The following is a 19,011-nucleotide window of genomic DNA, read 5'->3' on the forward strand; positions in this document are numbered from 1 at the left end:
CTGACCGAGAAGGGCCCCTGACATGACTGCCGTTCAACTGATCGTTGGCCTGGGTAATCCAGGCCCCGAATACGACCAGACCCGGCATAATGCAGGGGCCCTTTTCGTTGAGCGACTCGCCGCCGCCCAGGGCGCCAGCCTGGCGGTCGAGCGCAAGTATCACGGCCTCGTGGGGCGCTTTCGCCACGCGGGCAACGATGTTCGTCTGCTCATTCCCACCACCTACATGAACCGCAGCGGCCAGGCCGTGGCGGCGCTCGCCGGCTTCTTCCGCATCCCGCCGGCGGCCATCCTGGTGGCTCACGACGAACTCGACCTGCCACCCGGCACCGCGCGCCTCAAGACCGGCGGCGGCCATGGTGGTCACAACGGGCTGCGCGACATCATCGCCCAGCTCGGCAATCAGAACGGCTTCCAGCGCCTGCGCCTGGGCATCGGCCATCCGGGGCACGCCAGCCTGGTCTCCAACTTCGTCCTGGGCCGCGCACCGCGCAGCGAGCAGGACCTGCTCGACACCAGCATAGACGCCGCCCTGGAAGTCGTGCCGGAACTGCTGGCCGGTGATCTGACCCGCGCCATGCAGCGCCTGCACAGTCGCAAGACCTGACCCCCCACTCTCTTCCTTTTCTTCCGCGAGGACACACACCATGGGATTCAATTGCGGCATCGTCGGCCTGCCCAACGTCGGCAAGTCCACCCTGTTCAATGCCCTGACCCAATCCGGTATCGCGGCGGAAAACTTTCCCTTCTGCACCATCGAGCCCAACAGCGGCATCGTGCCCATGCCCGATGCGCGGCTGAACGCCCTGGCGGAAATCGTCAAGCCCGAGCGAGTGATCCCCACCACCATGGAGTTCGTCGACATCGCCGGCCTGGTGGCGGGCGCCTCCAAGGGTGAAGGCCTGGGCAACAAGTTCCTCGCCAACATCCGCGAGACCGATGCCATCGCCCACGTGGTGCGCTGCTTCGAAGACGAGAACGTCATCCACGTGGCCAACTCGGTGGACCCCAAGCGCGACATCGAGGTCATCGACCTGGAGCTGATCTTCGCCGACCTCGACAGCTGCGAGAAGCAACTGCAGCGCGTCACCCGCAATGCCAAGGGCGGCGACAAGGAAGCCCTGGCGCAAAAGGCCCTGCTGGAACAGCTCATCCCCCACTTCGAGGCCGGCAAGCCCGCCCGTAGCCTGCTGAAGGGCCTGGACGACGAGCAGAAGCGCCTGGTGCGCAGCTTCCACCTGCTGACCAGCAAGCCGGTGATGTACATCGCCAACGTCGCCGAAGACGGCTTCGAGAACAACCCGCACCTGGACGTGGTCCGTGCCATCGCCGAGGAAGAAGGCGCCGTGGTGGTGCCGGTGTGCAACAAGATCGAGGCGGAAATCGCCGAGCTGGACGACGACGAGGAAAAGCAGATGTTCCTCGAATCCATGGGCATGGAAGAGCCGGGCCTGAACCGGGTGATCCGCGCCGGCTACGAGCTGCTCAACCTGCAGACCTACTTCACCGCCGGGGTGAAGGAAGTCCGTGCCTGGACCGTGCGCATCGGCGCCACCGCGCCCCAGGCCGCTGCCGTCATCCACACCGACTTCGAGAAGGGCTTCATCCGCGCCGAAGTGGTGGCTTATGACGACTTCATCGCCTTCAAGGGCGAGAACGGTGCCAAGGAAGCCGGCAAGTGGCGCCTGGAAGGCAAGGACTACATCGTCAAGGACGGTGATGTCATGCACTTCCGCTTCAATGTCTAAGCGACTGCGAACGCCAGAACCCCCTCCTCACCGCAAGGTGGCGAGGGGGTTTTCTTTTGCCCGTTCGCCAACGGCCTGCTGACACCGGACGCCTGGCGATTTGGCACAATGACGGCGATCCGACCGCCGTCGAACGTCTCCCGCTGCCTGGATGCCGCCATGAATTTCGATGACCTGCGCCTGTTCGTCACCACCCTGAACGAGGGCAGCTTCACGGCCGCTGCCGACAAGCTGGGGCTGTCCAAGCAGTTCGTCAGTCGGCGGACCCTGTTGCTGGAAGAGAGTCTTGGCGTGCGGTTGATCAATCGCACCACGCGACGCTTGCAGGCGACGGAGCTGGGGGTGCTGCTCTATGAGCGGGCGGTGAAGATCCTCGAGGACGTCAACGACACCGAGGAGTTGCTCTCCAGCCGGCGCACGGTGCCCCAGGGGGTACTGAGGGTCAGTGCCCCCATGACCTTCGGCACGCTGCATCTGAGTCCCTTGCTACCGGATTTTCTCTCGGCCTATCCGCAGATTCGCCTGGAGCTGGACCTCAACGACCGGGCGGTGGATCTGCTGGCCGAGGGTTACGACATGTCGATCCGGATCGGCACCCTGGCCGATTCCAGCCTGATCGCCAAGCGGCTGACCGAGATGCAGTTGGTGACCTGCGCCAGCCCGGATTATCTGCGCCAGGCGCCACCACTCGTGCAGCCGGAGGATCTGGCCGGGCACAGCTGTCTGCTCTATGGGCATGGTCGCCAGGTGGAGTGGCGCTTCCAGCGTGGGGGCAAGCCGCTGGTACTGCCCATGCAGGGTCAGCTCAGGGCCAACAACGGGGAGGTGGTGCGGGATGCGGCCATGGCCGGCCAGGGGATCGCGGTGCTGCCGACCTTCATCGTCAACGAGGCACTGGCCTCAGGGGCGCTGGTGCAGGTGCTGGAGGACTTCACCCTGCCCAGTGCGGCGGTCTATGCGGTCTATCCCCAGCATCGCCAGTCGGCGCGCATCGTCCAGCTGTTCTCGGACTATCTGCGCGACCGACTGACGGTCTAGCCGACTCAAGCCACGGTGCCTTGGGGGCTCGGCTTACGCTGGGGCCATTGCTGGAGGGTACGCTCGGCGCCATCTGCCGCCAGACGCCGACCATCGAGACGCTGCTGCTGACGCTCGATCGAGGGCTGCAGGCTACGGTCGGTGCCGTTCTCGGCCAGGGCGCGACGCGGCTCCAGGCGTTGCTGCTGGCGCTCGATCGAGGGCTGCAGGCTACGGTCGGTGCCGTTCTCGGCCAGGGTACGGTCAGCACCTTGCTGGTGTTTTTCGATCAGCGAACCCAGGGGACGCAGGGCGCTTTCCTCGGCCTGGGCCGACTGGACGACGGCAGCGGTGAGCAGGGAAGCGGCGAAGAGTGCGGTGAGGGTTTTCATGGCGAGTACCTTGTCGGGTGGGTGTGGACTCATTGTCCCCAGCCCATCCCTCGCCTAGAAATCGTCTTGCGGGATAGCGATCATCGACCGCGCTGATGATCGTCCAGGACTAGCCCCGTGCCTGGCCTTGACGCAGCAGGAACAGGCACCAGACACCCAAGGCCGTGGCTGCCAGCAGGCAGCCGGCCAGGCTCACACCGGTCCAGCCGAAGTGTTCGTACAGCCGCGCCGACAGCAGCGAACCGAGGGAGCCGCCGAGGAAATAGCCGGTCATGTAGCCGGCATTGAGGCGGCTGCGGGCTTCCGGGCGCAGGCGATAGACCACGTTCTGGTTGCTCACGTGGGTGAGTTGCACGGCGAGATCCAGCACCAGGACGCCGAGCAACAGCGCCGCCAGCGAAGCCTGGGCGAAGGCCAGCGGCAGCCAGGCGAGGACCATGGCCGCCAGGCCGATGCTGGTGGCGAGATTGCCCTGGCCCTTGTCGGCCATGCGCCCGGCCAGGTTGGCGGCCAGTGCCCCCACCGCGCCGGCAAGACCGAACAGGCCGATGGTGCCGTCGCCGAAGCCATACGGCTCGGCGGCGAGCAGGAAGGCCAGGGGCGTCCAGAACACCGCGAAGACCGCGAACCCCAGGCAGCCCAGCAGGGTGCGCAGCCGGTGCAGGGGTTCGTCACGCAAGAGCACGAACACTGAGCCCAGCAGCCGCGGATAGCTCAGGCCCGCCGACTGCTGATAGCGCGGCAGCGCCAGGCGCAGGGCCAGGGAGGTAGCCAGCATCAGACCGGCCGCCACGGCATAGACGGTGCGCCAGTCGCCCAGGGACGAGAGCGCCCCGGCCACGGTACGGGCCAGCAGGATGCCGAGGATGAGACCGCTCATCACCGTGCCCACCGCCCTGCCCCGCTGCTCTGGCGCCGCCAGGGTCGCGGCGAAGGGCACCAGCACCTGGGCCACCACCGAGAAGAGTCCGGTCATGGCGGTACCCAAGAGCAGCCAGGGCAGGCTGGTGGCGGTGGCGCTCAGGGCGAGGCCCGCCGCGGCGATCACGCTCATGCTGACGATCAGCCGCCGCCGCTCCAGGAGATCGCCCAGCGGGACCAGCAGCAGGAGCCCGGCGGCATAGCTGAGCTGGGCGGTGGTGACGATGCTGCCGGCCTGGGTGTAGCTGAGGTCGAAGCGCTGGGCGATGGTGTGCAGCAGCGGCTGGTTGTAGTAGTTGCTGGCCACGGCGATGCCGGTGGCGACGGCCATGAGCAGGGTCAGCCAGCGGCTGAGGGGTGGCGTTGGGGTCGACATCCGCGAGATCCGGCAAGCGAGAGGCTGATCAGTATCGGACAACGGTAGTTATCGGTTAAATGAATCCTTAAGATGACTTCGATCTCACTTCAAGATAGCGCCATGAATCTCAAGCAACTGGAATTCGCCGTCGCCCTGGCCGAGGAGCGCCACTTCACCCGCGCCGCCGAGCGGTGCCACGTGGTGCAGTCGGCGCTCAGCCACCAGATCGCCCGGCTGGAAGCCGAGCTGGGCGCTACCCTGTTCGAGCGGCTGCCGCGCCAGGTGCGTATCACCCCGGCGGGCGAGGCGATGTTGGCCAATGCGCGCCAGGCGCTGGCGGCAGTGGAGCGGTTGCAGCAGGACGTGGCGGCGGCGGTGGGCGACATTCGTGGCAGCCTGACGGTAGGCCTGATTTCCTCGGTGCCGCGGCTGGACATCGTCGAGCTGCTGGCGGCCTTCCACGCCCGCCATCCCCAGGTGGACATCGAGCTGCGCCAGGACAAGAGCGAGACGCTGCTGGCGGCGGTGCGGGAGCGGCAGCTGGATTTCGCCCTGATCGGCGTCTCGCGGCAGGTCCGGCTGGAGGGGGTCGACAGTCGTCTGCTGCTCAGCGAGGAATTGGTGGCGGTGCTGCCCACGGAGCACGCCCTGGCCGGGCGGGACAGGCTGTCGCTGCACGAGCTGGTGGATCTGCCGCTGGTGGATCTGCCGGCCGGCAGCGGGGCGCGGCGGCAGACCGACGAGGCCTTCGCCGCCCTGGGCCTGCCTCATCGGGTGCGCTTCGAGACCAGCCACATGCAGTTGCTGGAGCGCTTCGTTCGCCGCGGCCTGGCAGTGGGACTGGTACCACGCAGCCTGGCGCTGACCTTCAGCGGCCTGGCCTGCGTGCCGGTGAGCGATGCGCCGCAGCGTAATGTCCATGCCATCTGGTCACGGCTACCGACGCCGGCGACCCGGGAGTTTTTGCAGATCGTGGCAGAGGCGCTCGGTGGAAGGCGGCGCGGGAACACCGGTGCCGGAGCTGTCCCTGGAAATCGATGATCTGGACGAGGTCTTGCGTCGATTGGAAAGCGCGGGCTATGCGCCGGAGTATGGCCCGGTGACGGAGCCGTGGGGCGTGAGGCGCTTCTTCGTCCGCGATCCCGGCGGGCGGCTGTTGAATTTCCTGGAGCATGCCTGAGGATTTGGCGAACGGTCTGATCGCATGATCGCGGCCATGGCGGTCCGCCGATGCGGCCGCTCCTACAGCAGCCGGATAGCCCGTAGGAGCGGCCCATGGCCGCGATAAATCACAGATCAATCGGCTACCGAGTCGTAGCCTGGAAAACGGCGCAGCCTTTTCCGCGGGTGACTTCGTTGCGCGGGGCGCCCTCACCCCAACCCTTTCCCGAGGGGAGAGGGGGTTATCCGAGCAGGCGTTCATCTCCAGCAACCCCGGCAGGCTCGCGATCAGCCTCCGGCCCCTGTCCGTAGGAGCGGTACCTCCGCGCCTTGCCTAAAGCCAACGGCCAAAGGCTCGGTAGCCTCCCGAGCTACCCTCAACCCTCGCTCACCGGCAGGCGGCGGACGAAGGTGCCGACGCGCCAGGCCAGTTGTTCGCCCTGGCACTGCACCAACAGGTTGCGCACCGGATAGGACTGGCCGGCTACGCTGGCTTCGGCCTGGGCTTCGCTGGCGCCGTCGAGGTGGTTGCGGGCCAGCACCTGATAGCTGCCGGTGGCGCAACGCTCGGCCGCCTCGCCCGCACAGCCGGACCAGTTGCCGAACACCCCGTTGCACTGCACCAGGTAGGCGGTACGGCCGTCCTGCAGGTAGGCGGTATGGGAGCTGGCGCAACCGGCCAGCAGGGCGAGCGAGCCGGCGCAGGCCAGCAGGCGGAGGGCGTTGCGAAGGGCGGCGAGGGGCATGGGAGTGGCTCCGAAAAGTATGGAGCCATCGTAAGAAACCCATCCCTCGTCCATAAATCGTACCGGCGGATAGCGCTTATCGACGCGGCTGATGGCTACCCCCGGTCAGGCGGGGAAGACGGTGATGTCCACCTTAAGGTTCTGGTAAGCCGGGCGGGTGGAGGCTGGAGGCACAACCACCACAACCCTGTCGCCTCCCTCCCCGGCCGCTCCTGCCGCCAGGGACGGGAAGCCCTTCGGGCAAGGAGATCGCCATGTCTAGCTGGACCTCCACGCAACGCAACGTGGCCTTCGCCACCTTCGCCAGCTGGACGCTGGATGCCTTCGACTTCTTCATCCTGGTGTTCGTCCTCAGCAACCTGGCGCAGTACTTCCAGGACTCCGTGACCGACGTATCCCTGGCGATCATGCTGACCCTGGCGGTACGGCCGATGGGTGCCCTGCTGTTCGGGCGCCTGGCCGAGCGCCACGGGCGCAGGCCGATCCTGATGCTCAATATCGTGCTGTTCTCGCTGTTCGAGGTCCTTTCCGCCTGGTCGCCGACCTTCACCGCCTTCATGGCCTTCCGCATCCTCTACGGCGTGGCCATGGGCGGGGTCTGGGGCGTGGCCTCGTCGCTGGCGATGGAAACCATCCCCGATCGCTCGCGCGGGTTGATGTCGGGGATCTTCCAGGCCGGCTATCCCTGCGGCTACCTGCTGGCCTCCATCGTCTACGGGCTGTGCTTCGAGGCGGTGGGCTGGCGCGGCCTGTTCCTGATCGGCGCGGTGCCGATCCTGCTGCTGCCCTTCATCTACTTCAAGGTGCCGGAGTCACCGGTGTGGCTGGCGGCGCGGGAGCGCAAGGAGAGCACCGCCCTGCTGCCGATCCTGCGCCAGCATTGGCCGATCTGTCTGTACATGGTGCTGCTGATGGCCTGCTTCAATTTCTTCAGCCACGGCACCCAGGATCTCTATCCCACCTTCCTCAAGGTGCAGCACCAGTTCGACGCCCACACCGTGAGCCTGATCGCCATCAGCTACAACATCGCGGCGATGCTCGGCGGGGTTTTCTTCGGTTCGCTGTCGGAGCGCATCGGGCGCAAGAAGGCGATCATGTTGGCCGCCCTGCTGTCGCTGCCGATCCTGCCGCTGTGGGCCTTCGCCAGCGGCTCCTGGACGCTGGGCATCGGCGCCTTCCTGATGCAGTTCATGGTGCAGGGCGCCTGGGGCGTGATACCCACCTATCTCAACGAACTGGTGCCGGGCAATGCGCGCGCCGTGCTACCAGGCTTCGTCTACCAGATGGGCAACCTACTGGCCTCGGTCAACGCCACCCTGCAGGCGCAGATCGCCGCGGCCCACGACGGCAACTATGGCCTGGCCATGGCGCTGGTGGCCGGTACCGTCGCCGTGCTGATCGTGCTGTTCGTGGCCTTCGGCAAGGAAACCCGTGGCATGCGGATTTCCGGAGCGGTGGCCGACCCGTCGGCCGCGAGCCAACCGGCACGACTCACGCAGCCGGCTCGCCCATGAACCTGAAAATTTCGCCACGAAGCCAGCGTTCGCCCGGGTCCTGGTCCTGGGCAGCGCGCCAGACCAGCGAGAGCTTGGCCGGGACGATGGCAAAGGGCGGCTCCTCGATACGCAGGCCGCCACCGGCGGCCAGGGCGCGGGCGGCGTAGTCGGGCACGGTGGCGAGCAGTTCGCTGCCGGCCAGCAGGGCGCCGAGGCCGTTGAAGTGGGGCACGCCGAGCGCCACCTTGCGGCTGCGACCGAGGCGCGCCAGGTCGTCGTCGATGTTGCCGCAGAGATCGCCGGACATGGATACCAGCACATGGGGCCGAGCGCAGTAGTCGTCCAGGCTCAGGGGCGCGGGATCGCTGTCGGCGCGGACCACCAGGGCGCGGATGTGCCTCAGGGTGCGGCACTTGGCGTTGGCCGGCAGTTGGGTGGTGTAGCTGATGCCCAGGGAGACTTCGCCACTGGCGAGCAGGCCGGGCAGCAGCAGGAAGTTGGCGTTGCGCACCACCAGCACGCAGTGCGGCGCCACCTCGCGCAGATGGGCGAGCAACGGTGGCAGCAGGCCGCACTCGACATCGTCGGACATGCCGATGCGGAACACCGCGCGGCTGGCACCGAGATCGAAGTCGTCGACCTCGCTCAGGGCGTTGGACAGGCTGTCCAGGGCCGGGCGCAGCCGATCGAGAATGGCCAGGGCCCGCGGCGTGGGCTCCATGGCGCGACCGCTGCGCACCAGCAGGGGGTCGTCGAAGAATTGCCGCAGGCGCACCAGGGCGGCGCTGATGGCCGGCTGGCCGAGAAAGAGCTTTTCCGCGGTGCGGGTGAGATTGCGCTCGTGCATCAGGCTTTCGAACACCACCAGCAGGTGCAGGTCGATGCGGCGCAGGTCGTTGCGGTTCACGGCATCCCTCCGCGAAGGTCAGGCGCCGGAAGGGGCGCCTGACTGTCGTTACCTTGGAGTCTGTTCAAAGTCTCGCGAGCTAGAGCCAAACAAGGCGAAGAGGCCTGAGGAAGCGGATCGGACTCGCGCTCGAGTTTACAAATAGTAAATGAGCATTCCGACGGGGCCGCCTAGGTGGGGCTGGCGACCCAGGGCCTCTTCAACGCCGTTTGGCCGACGCGCAGCAGACTTTGGATAGGCTCTTACTTGGCGGCCAGCTTGGCGTAGCTGGTCATCAGGTTGCGGTAGTTGGGGATGTGGTTGGACAGCAGGGCACCCAGGCCCTCGATGTCGTTGCGCCAGTCGCGGTGCAGTTCGCAGGCCACGCCGAACCAGTTCATCAGTTGCACCCCGGCGGCGCTCATGCGTGCCCAGGCGGCCTGTTGCACGGTCTTGTCGAAGGTGCCGGAGGCATCGGTCACCACGAAGACATCGAAGCCCTCGGCGATGGCCGCCAGCGCCGGGAAGGCCACGCAGACGTCGGTCACCACGCCGGCGATGATCAGCTGCTTGCGGCCGGTGGCCTTGATGGCGGCGACGAAGTCTTCGTTATCCCAGGCGTTGATCTGGCCGGGCCGGGCGATGTAGGGCGCCTCGGGGAACAGCTCGACCAGCTCGGGCACCAGCGGGCCGTTGGGGCCCTGTTCGAAGCTGGTGGTGAGGATGGTGGGCAGGCCGAAGAACTTGGCGCTGTTGGCCAGGGCCAGGACGTTGTTCTTGAAGTCGCTGGGGGTGAAATCCTGCACCAGGGAGATCAGACCGGCCTGGTGGTCGATCAGTAGGACGACGGCATCGTTCTTGTCGAGACGGTTGTAGGGCTTGCTCATGGTGGAGTCCTCAGTGGAGTGGTGGTGCTTGGGATGAAGGGCGACGTCAGGCGCCGCCCAGGAGATGGCGAATGGCGACGGGCACGCCGGGGGTCTGGTACTGCCGCGCCGCCGCTTCCAGGCGCTGTTCGCCCTGGGTGACGCGGTGGTGGTGGCGCAGGTGTTCCAGCCAGGATTCGTCGCAGAAGAATTCCTGCCAGCGTCTCGGTTCGGCGCTGTCTTGCAGCAGGGCCCAGGAGAAGGCGCCGTTGCGGCGGCGCATGGCACCTACCGCCTGCATGGCCTGGCGGAAGGCCGGGCCGTGTTCGGGGGCGATGTCGTATTCCAGGGTGACCATCACCGGGCCGCGCTCGCGGTCAAGGGAATCGTCGAGGATGGGCGCCGGCCAGTGCAGCGCAGGCGCGATGTCCGCCGCCGGGGTGACCGGCAGGCGCAGGCGCCAGGTGAGCCCGATGCCAGCCAGCAGTACCGCAGCCGCCGCGCTCAGGGCCAGGCTCAGGGAGAAGTGGCTGGCCAGGGCGCCCCAGACAACGCCACCCAGGGCGCTGGTACCGAAGAACACCAGGATGTAGACGGCCAGGGCGCGAGCCCGTACCCAGCCGGGCACGGCGGTCTGGGCCGCCACCTGCAGGCTGGAGAGCACGGCGATCCAGGCCAGGCCGCTAGCGAGCATCACCGGTAGCAGCCAGGCGAAGTCGCGAATCCAGGCCAGGCCCAGCAGGACCAGGGCATAGAGCGCACTGGCGCTGGCGACCAGCAGGTCACTGGACAGCCGTTCGCGCAGGCGCGGCAAGAGCATGGCGCCGCCGATGGCACCCAGCCCGACGCAACCGAGCAGGATGCCGAAATCCAGGGCGGTGCCCTGCAGGGCCTGGCGGACCAGCAGCGGCAGCAAGGCCATGCCGGCGCTGGCACCGAGGAAAAACGCGGCGGTCCGGGCCAGCACCACCTGCAGCCGGGGAGAGCTGCGGGCATAGCGGAAACCGACCCGGACCGCGCCCAGCAGGCGCTCCGCGGGCAGCACGGCGGCTGCAGGCTCTCGCCGCCAGGTCAGGAGCGCGACGATGACGGCAAGGAAAGAGACGGCATTGAGGGCGAAGGTCAGCCAGGGACCGGCCAGGCTGACCAGCACCCCGGCCAGCGCCGGACCCAGGGCCCGCGCCACGTTCATGCCCAGGCTGGACAGGGCGATGGCGGCGGGCAGTTCGCTCTTGTCCACCAGCTCGGGGGTGAGCGCCGACCAGGCCGGCAGCATCAGCGCCGTGCCCACGCCCATGGCCAGGGTCAGGCCCAGGAGCAGGGGTACGGTCATCCAGCCAGCCAGGGTCAGACCCGCCAGGGCCAAGGCCACCGCGGCCATCCACAGCTGCACGCCGAGCAGGTAGCGGCGCCGGTCGACGATGTCGGCCAGGGCGCCGGCCGGCAGCGCCAGCAGGAACATCGGCAAGGCGCCCGCCACCTGCACCAGGGCCACCGCCAGCGGACTGGCCGACAGCGAGGTCATCAGCCAGCCGGCGCCCACCTCGTGCATCCAGGTGCCGATGTTGGAGGCGATGCTGGCCAGCCACAGCCAGCGGAAGGTGCGCTGGCGCAAGGGTTGCCAAGGCGAGGCGGCGTTGGGATTCAGGGCGGCGGCGGTCATGGCGGCGGTCCTCAGAAGCTGAAGCAGGAGCAGCCGAAGGCGCCCCAGAAGCCACTGAAGTCGCTCACCGGCACCCGGCTCTGGCGCGCCCGCTCATGGCCGTGGCCATGCACGGCACAGGCGCCGGCGCACTGGTGCACGGCGGCCTGCAGCGGTGCACCGGGCTTCCAGTGGCCGGGCACCTTGACCACCGGCGACCAGTCCGGGGTGACCGTCAGGGGGGCCGGGCCGAGGCGATCGAATTCCTCGGCGCCATGGACGATGCGGCCGCCGACCACGGTCAGTACCGACTCCAGGTGCTTGATGGCCTCTTCCTTGATCGTGAAGAAGTCCGCCGAGAGCACCGCCACGTCAGCCAGCTGGCCCACCCGCAGCTGGCCCTTCTTGCCCTGCTCCGAGGAGAACCAGGCGCTGCCCTGGGTGAACAGTTGCAAGGCGGTGGCCCGTGGCAGGCCCTCCTGGTAGAGCGCGAGGCCGCCGACGGTACGACCGCTGACCAGCCAGTACAGTGAGGTCCAGGGGTTGTAGCTGGAGACGCGGGTAGCGTCCGTCCCGGCCCCCACCGGCACGCCTTCGGCGAGCATCCGCTGGATCGGCGGGGTCTGCTCGGCGGCCTGGGCGCCATAGCGGTCGACGAAGTATTCGCCCTGGAAGGCCATGCGATCCTGGATGGCGATGCCGCCGCCGAGCGCCTTGACCCGCTCGATGTTGCGCGGGCTGATGGTCTCGGCGTGATCGAAGAACCAAGGCAGGCCATTGAAGGGCACGTCGCGGTTGACACTCTCGAAGACGTCGAGCATGCGCGAGATGGATTCGTCGTAGGTGGCGTGCAGGCGGAACGGCCAGCGCTGCTCCACCAGGTGGCGCACCACCGGCTCCAGATCGGCTTCCATGGTGGACGGCAGGTCCGGGCGCGGTTCGAGGAAGTCCTCGAAGTCGGCCGCGGAGAAGGCCAGCATCTCGCCGGCGCCGTTGTGGCGGAGGAAGTCGGTGCCCTGGTGCAGGGTGACGCTGCTGGTCCAGTTCTTGAAGTCGGTCAGCTCTTCCTTGGGCCGCTGGGTGAAGAGGTTGTAGGCGATGCGCACGGTGAGCTGGTCGGCATCGGCCAGTTCCTGGATCACCCGGTAATCGTCCGGGTAGTTCTGGAAACCGCCGCCGGCGTCGATGGCGCTGGTCAGGCCCAGGCGATTGAGTTCGCGCATGAACTGGCGAGTGGAATTGACCTGGTATTCCAGCGGCAGCTTGGGCCCCTTGGCCAGGGTGGCATAGAGGATCATGGCGTTGGGCCGGGCGATCAGCATGCCGGTGGGCTCGCCCTTGGCGTCGCGCTGGATCTCGCCGCCTGGCGGATTGGGTGTGTCCCTGGTGTAGCCGACCACCCGCAGGGCGGCGCGATTGAGCAACGCCCGGTCGTAGAGGTGGAGGATGAACACCGGGGTGTCCGGCGCCGCCTGGTTGAGTTCGTCCAGGGTCGGCAGGCGCCGCTCGGCGAACTGGAATTCGTTCCAGCCGCCCACCACCCGCACCCACTGGGGCGCCGGGGTGCGCTCGGCCTGGTCCTTGAGCATCCGTAGGGCGTCGGCCAGCGAGGGCACGCCCTCCCAGCGCAGCTCCAGGTTGTAGTTGAGGCCGCCGCGGATCAGGTGCAGGTGGGAGTCGTTGAGGCCGGGGATGGCGCGGCGACCGCGCAGGTCGACCACCTGGGTGGCCGGGCCGCGATGGGCCATGGCCTCGCCGTCGCTGCCCACGACGAGGAAGACGCCGTCCTTGATGGCGACCGCGGTGGCTTCGGGCCGCTCGGGATCGACGGTGTGGAGCTTGCCGTTGTGCAGGATCAGATCGGCGTGTTGCATGATGCCTCCAGAGGCGTTGTCGGCGCGTCCGGCCAGGGGCAGGACGGACCAGAGCGCGCCGGCGGCGCCCAGCAGGAGGGCGCGGCGGCGTTGGGGGTCCAGGGGTTCTTGGCTCATGGCGGCGCTCGCGGCCCGGCCAGCGCCTGAAGCTGCCCGGGCGGGTACTCAGCTCGCCACGAAGGCCAGCAGGTCCTGGTTCAGCTGCTCGGCGTGGGTCACCGCGAAGCCATGGGGCGCGCCGGCGTACACCTTGAGTTCGGCGCCACGAATCGCCTCGGCGGCGAGCTTGCCGGTGGTGGCGAAGGGCACCACCTGGTCGGCGTCACCGTGGATCACCAGGGTGGGTACGTCGATCTTGGCCATGTCCGGGCGGAAGTCGGTCTCGGAGAAGACGGTGACGCAGTCCAGGGTGCCTTTCAGCGAGGCCAGCAGGGCGATGTTGAGGGTCTGGGTGAAGACGCCCGCGGAGACCTCCTGGCCCTGGTTGGTGCCATAGAAGATCGGTGCGAAGTCGGCGAGGAACTGGGCGCGGTCCTTCAGCAATCCGCCGCGGATACCGTCGAAGACGCCTTTATCCACGCCCTGGGGGAAGTCCGGCTTCTGGCCGAACAGCGGGGTGACGGCGCCCAGCAGCGCCAGCTTGGCCACCCGCGCCGAACCGTGGCGCGCCAGGTAGCGACTGACGTCGCCACCGCCCATGGAGAAGCCCACCAGGGTGACGTCGCGCAGGTCCAGGTGCTCGATCAGCTCCTTGATGTCGTCGGCGAAGGTGTCGTAGTCGTAGCCATTCCAGGGCTGATCGGAGCGCCCGAAGCCGCGGCGGTCGAAGGCGATGGCGCGATAGCCGTTGGCGGCCAGTTGGTGCATCTGGTAGTCCCACATATCGGCATCCAGCGGCCAGCCGTGGCTGAACAGCACGGGCTTGCCGCTGCCCCAGTCCTTGAAATAGATCTCGACGCCGTCGCGGGTGGTGAAGGTGCTCATGGTTGTTCGCCTCGGTGGGTGGAAGGAGTGGAAAAGGCGCCCGAGCGGGCGTTGAGCCAGGGTGCGCACAGGCGACTCACCCTGGGCATGATCAGGAACACCACCAGCGGCACGATGCACAGGGTGATCAGCAGGTTGCTCGGCACCGTGCCGGCCAGCGCGGGATAGCGCGTGAACAGCGGCTGCCACAGCGGCGGGATCAGCATCGTCAGGGGCGCGATGACCAGATAGGTCAGCACCGCCTGCTTCCAGGCCGGGGGCGGGCGCACACCGGGACGCGGCGGGTTGAACCAGAATTCGGCGTCGGCATGCACCTCAGGCGCATCGGCCTCGCGCAGCAGCGGCGCCACTTCCGCGATCAACGCCTGGCGCCGGGGCGAGGCCAGCCAGGCCTGCAGTTGCTCGACGTCGGCGAAGCGCACCAGGGTGGTGAAGGCGGCGCCCTCCTCGGCTGGCGGGATGACGTCCACGCCCAGGTGGCCGCAGGCTTCGCGGGCGGCGGTGACGGCGCGCTCCAGCCAGCGCTGGTAGGCGTGGTGCTGGCCGGCCAGCGGCTGGTGACGGATCACCAGGGTGACGATGCGGCCATGGGTCTGTTGCGGACCTTGCCCGAATGCGGCGGTCATGACAGCGCCCTCGCGAAACCGCCCTGGGCGGCATGACGCCTGGCCAGCCGCGCCTCCAGCGAGTAGCGACCCGGCCCGGTGAGCGCCAGGGTGCCGAACAGCACCAGCAGCAGCCAGCCGAACTGGCCCTCTTCCAGGGACCACTGCGGATGCACCACCAGGAGGGCGATCAGCAGCACGCCGAGGATCGGCAGGCAGGCCAGGCGTGTCGCCCAGCCCAGGGCGATCAGCAGCGGGCAGAGCACCTCGGCGAAGACGGCGAAGCCCAGCGTCGGCCAGGCACCGAGGTGCAAAGGGTCTTCGATCAATCCGAGCTGCTGGCGAAAGTGCAGCGCCTTGGGCAGGCCGTGCACCGCCAAGAGTAGCCCGGCGCCACCCAGGCGCAGGAACAAGAGCCCCAGATCCAGCCGCGCGTCACGCATGGCCCATCCTCCTGATGAGAGAGTCGGCTGCGAGAAAGACCCCGCGCCGTCGATGGGGCGGACTTTCGCCCGGACGACGAGGCTCGGCCTTGGACGCCTGTGCTGGTTTTTGTACGTCTGTGCTGTGGCGTGCAGGTGAAAGGATTCAGGTCACAACAACGACCTGAACGTGCTGAACAGTCAACTCATACGTGACGGTAAAACACCCATCAGCTACTTAATCGGGATGAGGGTGGACAGTAATCTGCACCCATCGCATCCACGACGGATGCCAGACCTTGAAAGGACCGCTGACGATGAACACCACCCAAGCCTTCACCGCCACCACCGGCCGCCTGTTGCTGGCCAGCCTCTTCCTGTTCAGCGGCGTGGGCAAGCTGCTCGCCCCGGCCGCCACCAAGGGCTACATCGCCGCCATGGGCCTGCCCTTCCCGGACCTCGCCTACCTGGGCGCCCTGGTGGTGGAGCTGGGCCTCGCCAGCCTGCTGCTGATCGGCTATCGCACCCGCCCGGTGGCGCTGGCCATGGCCGCCTTCACCCTGGTGACCGCCCTGGTGTTCCACCACAACTTCGCCGACCAGAACCAGCTGATCCACTTCCTCAAGAACGTCGCCATCGCCGGTGGCCTATTGCAGGTGGCCGCCTTCGGTGCCGGGGCCCTGAGCGTGGATGGTCGGCGGCCGGTACGGGCGGCCCGGTTGGCCTGATCGCGCTCGGTTGATGCGCCCGCCTGATTCCGCGGTCAGGCGGGCGCCGTCACGTCCAGCATCTGCGCGCAGGCCTCGCGCAGCAGGTCGAGGAACAACCGTAGTCGTGCCGGATAGACCCGGGCGTAGGGATAGATGAGATAGAGCGGCAGGGGCGCGGCCTGCCACTCGGGCAGCAGGTGCGCCAGCCGCCCTGCTGCCACGTCCTCGCGCACCATCCAGTGCGACAGCGCCGCACAACCCAGGCCGCGGACCGCGGCATGGCGCGCCACGAACAGGCTTTCCGTAGCCAGGCGCGGGCGCAGGGTCACCACCTGGCTCTCGCCCGAGGCCTGGCGTTCCAGGCGCAACTCGTTCTGGTAGAACTGGGTCATGGCGATCCAGGGCAGCGCCGCCAGTTCCTCGGGCCCGCTCAGGGTTCCAGCCAGCTCCGGCGCCGCGACCAGGATGCGCTGGACATCGCCCAGGCGCACTGCCACCGTGTCCGGATCTTCCACCACGCCCACGCGGATGGCGCAATCCACGCCATCGGCGACGAAGTTGGGGGCCCGGTCGCTGAGCACCCAGTCCACCTGCATGCCCGGATAGCGGCGCAGATAGGCCTCCAGGGGATCGAGCAGTTGCTCCTGGCCGAAGGCGTGGGGCATCACCACCCGCAGCCGCCCCTCGGGTTCGGCATGGGCGCCGTGCAGGGCCGCGGCGAAGGCTTGCCAGTCGCCGAGCAACTGCTGCGCCTGGCGATAGCAGCGCTGGCCGTCCTCGGTCAGGCGCAGGGCGTGGGTCGAGCGTTGCACCAGGCGGACCTGCAGCGCCGCTTCCAGCGCCTGCAGGCGCCGGCTGACGGTGGGCTGGGTGGTGCCGAGCTGGCGCGCCGCCGCCGACAGGCTACCGGCCTCGACGATGCGGACGAAGGTTTCCAGCAGGTCGAGCCGATCATGGGAAAAGGTCGTGTTCATACGCTCTACGTATACCCCCTGTACCGTGCGTTCGGCTACCAGGGGCCAGGAAGATGGCGAAGAATGGGCCCATCGCCAGGAGAACCCGCATGACCGACATTCCGCTTTCGCATGACCAACACCCTTCCCGTACGGCCAGCCTCTCCCCTGCCCTCTTGGGGCTGCTGGCCACCGGCGCCGGCCTGAGCGTGGCCAACCTCTATTACAGCCAGCCGCTGCTGGGTACCCTGGCCAGCACCCTGCCGGCAACCGCCGCCGACGTGGGTCTGATCCCCACCCTTACCCAACTCGGCTATGCCCTGGGGCTGCTGCTGCTCGCGCCCCTGGGCGATCGCTTCGACCGTCGGCGCATCATCCTGGCCAAGCTGGCGGTCCTGCTGCTGGCCCTGCTCGGCGCCAGCCTGGCGCCGGGTCTGCATGCACTGTTGGTCGCCAGCCTGGTGACCGGCCTGGCCGCCACCGTGGCCCAGGACCTGGTGCCCGCCGCCGCGACCCTGGCGCCGCCGGCCGAACGCGGACGGATCGTCGGGACGGTGATGACCGGGCTACTGCTGGGCATCCTGCTGTCGCGGGTGGTCAGCGGCCTGGTCGGCGAGCTGTTCGGCTGGCGGGCGCTCTTCGTGCTGGCGGCGGCGAGCATCGCCGCCATCGGCGTGGCCGTCTGGCGCGGGCTGCCGAGCTTCCCGGCGACGACCCAGGTGAGCTATCCCGCGCTGCTCGGCTCGCTGGGCACCCTCTGGCGCCGGCATGCCGCCCTGCGCCGGGCGACCCTGGCCCAGGGGCTGCTGTCGGTCGGCTTCAGCGCCTTCTGGTCGACCCTCGCCCTCTATCTGCATGCCGGCCCCTTCCAACTGGGCAGCGCCGCGGCCGGCGCCTTCGGCCTGGCCGGAGCCGCCGGAGCCCTGGCCGCGCCCTGGGCCGGCCGCCTGGCGGATCGCCACGGCTCGGAATGGGTGACGCGCCTGGGCATCGGCCTCGCCGCCCTGGCCTTCGCCAGCCTGCTCACCCTGCCCTGGCTGCCGGGGGTGACCGGTCTGGTCCTGCTGGCGGTGGCGACGGTGGTCTTCGACCTCGGCGTCCAGGCCACGCTCATCGCGCACCAGGCGCAGGTCTACGGCCTGGAACCCGAGGCGCGCAGCCGGCTCAACGCGGTGCTCTTCACCGGCATGTTCGTCGGCATGGCCAGTGGCGCGGCCCTGGGCAGCCTGTTGCTCGCCCGGCTGGGCTGGAGCGGCGTCGCTGGTCTCGCGCTCACTGCCGCGCTCTTGGCGTTGCTGGTGCGGCTGTGGCCGGCACGACCGCGCCAAGCGTAGGGAGAATGGCGGCTCGGGTCGCCATATCCCACCTGATGATCGTCAACCAAAACAGGACGAACCTTCCCCTGACAGCTCGTTAATCAAAGTCCGGCTCCACAGTAGGATATCTTCCATGGCGTCGGCACCGACCGCGCCCTCACCTACAGAAGGAGCCTCACCATGCTGGCCATTCGTAAAGCTTCCGATCGCGGCGCCGCCAACCACGGTTGGCTCAAGTCCTTCCACACCTTTTCCTTCGCCAGCTATCGCAACCCGGCGGAGCAGGGCTTCTCCGACCTGCTGGTGATCAACGACGACACCGTGGCCCCGGGCCAGGGTTTCGGCGAGCACCCGCATCGCGACATGGAGATCTTCTCCTATGTGCTCGAAGGCGCCTTGGAGCACCAGGACAGCCTGGGCACCGGCTCGGTGATCCGTCCCGGTGACGTCCAGTTGATGAGCGCCGGCAGCGGCGTCAGCCACAGCGAGTACAACCACTCTGAAAGCGAGTGGGTGCACTTCCTGCAGATCTGGATCGTGCCCAACGTCCGCCGTGCCGAACCGCGCTATCAGCAGCAGCATTTCGGCACCGCGGCCAAGCGTGGCCGCCTGGCGCTGATCATCTCGCCGGACGGCGCCGAGGGTTCGCTGGAAGTGCGCCAGGACGCCCGCGTCTACGCCGGTCTGTTCGACGGCGCCGAAAGCGCCACCCTGCAACTGGCCCCCGAGCGCCATGCCTATGTGCACGTCGCCCGCGGCAGCCTGGAGCTGAATGGCGTCTTGCTGCAGGCCGGTGATGGCGTACGGCTGCGCGGCGAGCGCGAATTGGCCCTGGCCCACGGGTCCGACGCCGAGGTGTTGGTGTTTGACCTCCGGCCCAACGAACTGCCGCAAATGCCCTGACTACGATTTGC

General features: G+C 68.1%; 20 protein-coding genes. 9 read left to right on the forward strand and 11 right to left on the reverse strand.

Features of this window, described 5'->3' with window-relative positions:
- The first annotated feature begins 22 nt into the window (after positions 1 to 22).
- The 3 genes from pth to RND78_RS07025 all read left to right on the forward strand — a co-directional run bounded on the left by pth (position 23) and on the right by RND78_RS07025 (position 2,786).
- Positions 23 to 607 carry an aminoacyl-tRNA hydrolase gene (gene pth / locus RND78_RS07015; RefSeq protein WP_312727144.1) on the forward strand — a complete coding sequence of 195 codons (585 nt, stop codon included), beginning with the start codon at positions 23 to 25 and terminating at the stop codon, positions 605 to 607.
- A gap of 40 nt (positions 608 to 647) precedes the next feature.
- Positions 648 to 1,748 carry a redox-regulated ATPase YchF gene (gene ychF / locus RND78_RS07020; protein ID WP_312727146.1) on the forward strand — a complete coding sequence of 367 codons (1,101 nt, stop codon included), beginning with the start codon at positions 648 to 650 and terminating at the stop codon, positions 1,746 to 1,748.
- A 159-nt stretch (positions 1,749 to 1,907) separates the two neighbouring features.
- A complete protein-coding gene (locus RND78_RS07025; RefSeq protein WP_312727148.1) occupies positions 1,908 to 2,786 on the forward strand; it encodes a LysR family transcriptional regulator in 879 nt (292 codons plus the stop codon).
- A 5-nt stretch (positions 2,787 to 2,791) separates the two neighbouring features.
- Here the strand turns inward: RND78_RS07025 and RND78_RS07030 are convergent, their stop codons facing one another.
- Both RND78_RS07030 and RND78_RS07035 read right to left on the reverse strand, forming a co-directional pair.
- Complete coding sequence (locus tag RND78_RS07030; protein ID WP_312727151.1) at positions 2,792 to 3,157, reverse strand: hypothetical protein; 366 nt, start codon at positions 3,155 to 3,157, stop codon at positions 2,792 to 2,794.
- A 109-nt stretch (positions 3,158 to 3,266) separates the two neighbouring features.
- A complete protein-coding gene (locus tag RND78_RS07035; RefSeq protein WP_312727153.1) occupies positions 3,267 to 4,454 on the reverse strand; it encodes an MFS transporter in 1,188 nt (395 codons plus the stop codon).
- Between the two features lie 102 nt (positions 4,455 to 4,556).
- Between RND78_RS07035 and RND78_RS07040 the strand changes: the two genes are divergently transcribed.
- Positions 4,557 to 5,477 carry a LysR family transcriptional regulator gene (locus RND78_RS07040; protein WP_312727154.1) on the forward strand — a complete coding sequence of 307 codons (921 nt, stop codon included), beginning with the start codon at positions 4,557 to 4,559 and terminating at the stop codon, positions 5,475 to 5,477.
- Positions 5,478 to 5,490: 13 nt separating this feature from the next.
- A complete protein-coding gene (locus RND78_RS07045; RefSeq protein WP_312727157.1) occupies positions 5,491 to 5,616 on the forward strand; it encodes a VOC family protein in 126 nt (41 codons plus the stop codon).
- Between the two features lie 358 nt (positions 5,617 to 5,974).
- Here RND78_RS07045 and RND78_RS07050 read toward each other — a convergent pair whose 3' ends face one another.
- Entirely contained in the window at positions 5,975 to 6,343 is a 369-nt protein-coding gene (locus tag RND78_RS07050; protein WP_312727160.1) for a hypothetical protein, read from the reverse strand.
- A 254-nt stretch (positions 6,344 to 6,597) separates the two neighbouring features.
- Between RND78_RS07050 and RND78_RS07055 the strand changes: the two genes are divergently transcribed.
- Positions 6,598 to 7,857 carry an MFS transporter gene (locus tag RND78_RS07055; protein ID WP_312727161.1) on the forward strand — a complete coding sequence of 420 codons (1,260 nt, stop codon included), beginning with the start codon at positions 6,598 to 6,600 and terminating at the stop codon, positions 7,855 to 7,857.
- On the opposite strand, the gene RND78_RS07060 is transcribed toward RND78_RS07055, so the two are convergent.
- The 7 genes from RND78_RS07060 to RND78_RS07090 all read right to left on the reverse strand — a co-directional run bounded on the left by RND78_RS07060 (position 7,835) and on the right by RND78_RS07090 (position 15,139).
- A complete protein-coding gene (locus RND78_RS07060) occupies positions 7,835 to 8,746 on the reverse strand; it encodes a LysR substrate-binding domain-containing protein (RefSeq protein ID WP_312727163.1) in 912 nt (303 codons plus the stop codon). The genes RND78_RS07055 and RND78_RS07060 overlap by 23 nt on opposite strands.
- 242 nt (positions 8,747 to 8,988) lie before the next feature.
- Entirely contained in the window at positions 8,989 to 9,612 is a 624-nt protein-coding gene (gene ycaC / locus RND78_RS07065; RefSeq protein WP_312727164.1) for an isochorismate family cysteine hydrolase YcaC, read from the reverse strand.
- A gap of 46 nt (positions 9,613 to 9,658) precedes the next feature.
- A complete protein-coding gene (locus tag RND78_RS07070; RefSeq protein ID WP_312727165.1) occupies positions 9,659 to 11,254 on the reverse strand; it encodes an MFS transporter in 1,596 nt (531 codons plus the stop codon).
- A gap of 11 nt (positions 11,255 to 11,265) precedes the next feature.
- Positions 11,266 to 13,107 carry an amidohydrolase gene (locus RND78_RS07075; protein ID WP_312727290.1) on the reverse strand — a complete coding sequence of 614 codons (1,842 nt, stop codon included), beginning with the start codon at positions 13,105 to 13,107 and terminating at the stop codon, positions 11,266 to 11,268.
- A 165-nt stretch (positions 13,108 to 13,272) separates the two neighbouring features.
- Positions 13,273 to 14,091, reverse strand: a complete 819-nt coding sequence (locus RND78_RS07080) for an alpha/beta hydrolase (RefSeq protein WP_312727167.1) — start codon at positions 14,089 to 14,091, stop codon at positions 13,273 to 13,275.
- Positions 14,088 to 14,717 (reverse strand): antibiotic biosynthesis monooxygenase, encoded by a 630-nt coding sequence (locus RND78_RS07085; protein WP_312727169.1) that lies wholly within the window; start codon positions 14,715 to 14,717, stop codon positions 14,088 to 14,090. Before RND78_RS07085 ends, RND78_RS07080 begins: the two co-directional genes overlap by 4 nt.
- Complete coding sequence (locus RND78_RS07090) at positions 14,714 to 15,139, reverse strand: DoxX family protein (RefSeq protein ID WP_312727170.1); 426 nt, start codon at positions 15,137 to 15,139, stop codon at positions 14,714 to 14,716. The genes RND78_RS07085 and RND78_RS07090 overlap by 4 nt, the downstream gene beginning before the upstream one ends.
- Before the next feature lie 296 nt (positions 15,140 to 15,435).
- Here RND78_RS07090 and RND78_RS07095 point away from each other — a divergent pair, with 296 nt between their 5' ends.
- Entirely contained in the window at positions 15,436 to 15,846 is a 411-nt protein-coding gene (locus tag RND78_RS07095) for a DoxX family protein (RefSeq protein WP_312727172.1), read from the forward strand.
- A 35-nt stretch (positions 15,847 to 15,881) separates the two neighbouring features.
- Here RND78_RS07095 and RND78_RS07100 read toward each other — a convergent pair whose 3' ends face one another.
- Entirely contained in the window at positions 15,882 to 16,802 is a 921-nt protein-coding gene (locus RND78_RS07100) for a LysR family transcriptional regulator (RefSeq protein ID WP_312727175.1), read from the reverse strand.
- 89 nt (positions 16,803 to 16,891) lie between these two features.
- Between RND78_RS07100 and RND78_RS07105 the strand changes: the two genes are divergently transcribed.
- Both RND78_RS07105 and RND78_RS07110 read left to right on the forward strand, forming a co-directional pair.
- Positions 16,892 to 18,115 carry an MFS transporter gene (locus tag RND78_RS07105; RefSeq protein ID WP_312727177.1) on the forward strand — a complete coding sequence of 408 codons (1,224 nt, stop codon included), beginning with the start codon at positions 16,892 to 16,894 and terminating at the stop codon, positions 18,113 to 18,115.
- Between the two features lie 162 nt (positions 18,116 to 18,277).
- Positions 18,278 to 19,000, forward strand: coding sequence for a pirin family protein (locus RND78_RS07110; protein WP_312727179.1), 723 nt, complete (start codon positions 18,278 to 18,280; stop codon positions 18,998 to 19,000).
- Positions 19,001 to 19,011 lie beyond the last annotated feature (11 nt).

It is taken from the genome of Pseudomonas oryzihabitans (genome assembly GCF_032027545.1).
In the GTDB taxonomy this organism is placed as follows: domain Bacteria; phylum Pseudomonadota; class Gammaproteobacteria; order Pseudomonadales; family Pseudomonadaceae; genus Chryseomonas; species Chryseomonas oryzihabitans_F.

Coding starts and splice junctions, on each gene's coding strand:
- pth (WP_312727144.1), top strand. CDS start 23: ATGACTGCCGTTCAACTGATCGTTGGCCTGGGTAATCCAGGCCCCGAA.
- ychF (WP_312727146.1), top strand. CDS start 648: ATGGGATTCAATTGCGGCATCGTCGGCCTGCCCAACGTCGGCAAGTCC.
- RND78_RS07025 (WP_312727148.1), top strand. CDS start 1,908: ATGAATTTCGATGACCTGCGCCTGTTCGTCACCACCCTGAACGAGGGC.
- RND78_RS07030 (WP_312727151.1), bottom strand. CDS start 3,157: ATGAAAACCCTCACCGCACTCTTCGCCGCTTCCCTGCTCACCGCTGCC.
- RND78_RS07035 (WP_312727153.1), bottom strand. CDS start 4,454: ATGTCGACCCCAACGCCACCCCTCAGCCGCTGGCTGACCCTGCTCATG.
- RND78_RS07040 (WP_312727154.1), top strand. CDS start 4,557: ATGAATCTCAAGCAACTGGAATTCGCCGTCGCCCTGGCCGAGGAGCGC.
- RND78_RS07050 (WP_312727160.1), bottom strand. CDS start 6,343: ATGCCCCTCGCCGCCCTTCGCAACGCCCTCCGCCTGCTGGCCTGCGCC.
- RND78_RS07055 (WP_312727161.1), top strand. CDS start 6,598: ATGTCTAGCTGGACCTCCACGCAACGCAACGTGGCCTTCGCCACCTTC.
- ycaC (WP_312727164.1), bottom strand. CDS start 9,612: ATGAGCAAGCCCTACAACCGTCTCGACAAGAACGATGCCGTCGTCCTA.
- RND78_RS07070 (WP_312727165.1), bottom strand. CDS start 11,254: ATGACCGCCGCCGCCCTGAATCCCAACGCCGCCTCGCCTTGGCAACCC.
- RND78_RS07075 (WP_312727290.1), bottom strand. CDS start 13,107: ATGCAACACGCCGATCTGATCCTGCACAACGGCAAGCTCCACACCGTC.
- RND78_RS07080 (WP_312727167.1), bottom strand. CDS start 14,091: ATGAGCACCTTCACCACCCGCGACGGCGTCGAGATCTATTTCAAGGAC.
- RND78_RS07085 (WP_312727169.1), bottom strand. CDS start 14,717: ATGACCGCCGCATTCGGGCAAGGTCCGCAACAGACCCATGGCCGCATC.
- RND78_RS07090 (WP_312727170.1), bottom strand. CDS start 15,139: ATGCGTGACGCGCGGCTGGATCTGGGGCTCTTGTTCCTGCGCCTGGGT.
- RND78_RS07095 (WP_312727172.1), top strand. CDS start 15,436: ATGAACACCACCCAAGCCTTCACCGCCACCACCGGCCGCCTGTTGCTG.
- RND78_RS07100 (WP_312727175.1), bottom strand. CDS start 16,802: ATGAACACGACCTTTTCCCATGATCGGCTCGACCTGCTGGAAACCTTC.
- RND78_RS07105 (WP_312727177.1), top strand. CDS start 16,892: ATGACCGACATTCCGCTTTCGCATGACCAACACCCTTCCCGTACGGCC.
- RND78_RS07110 (WP_312727179.1), top strand. CDS start 18,278: ATGCTGGCCATTCGTAAAGCTTCCGATCGCGGCGCCGCCAACCACGGT.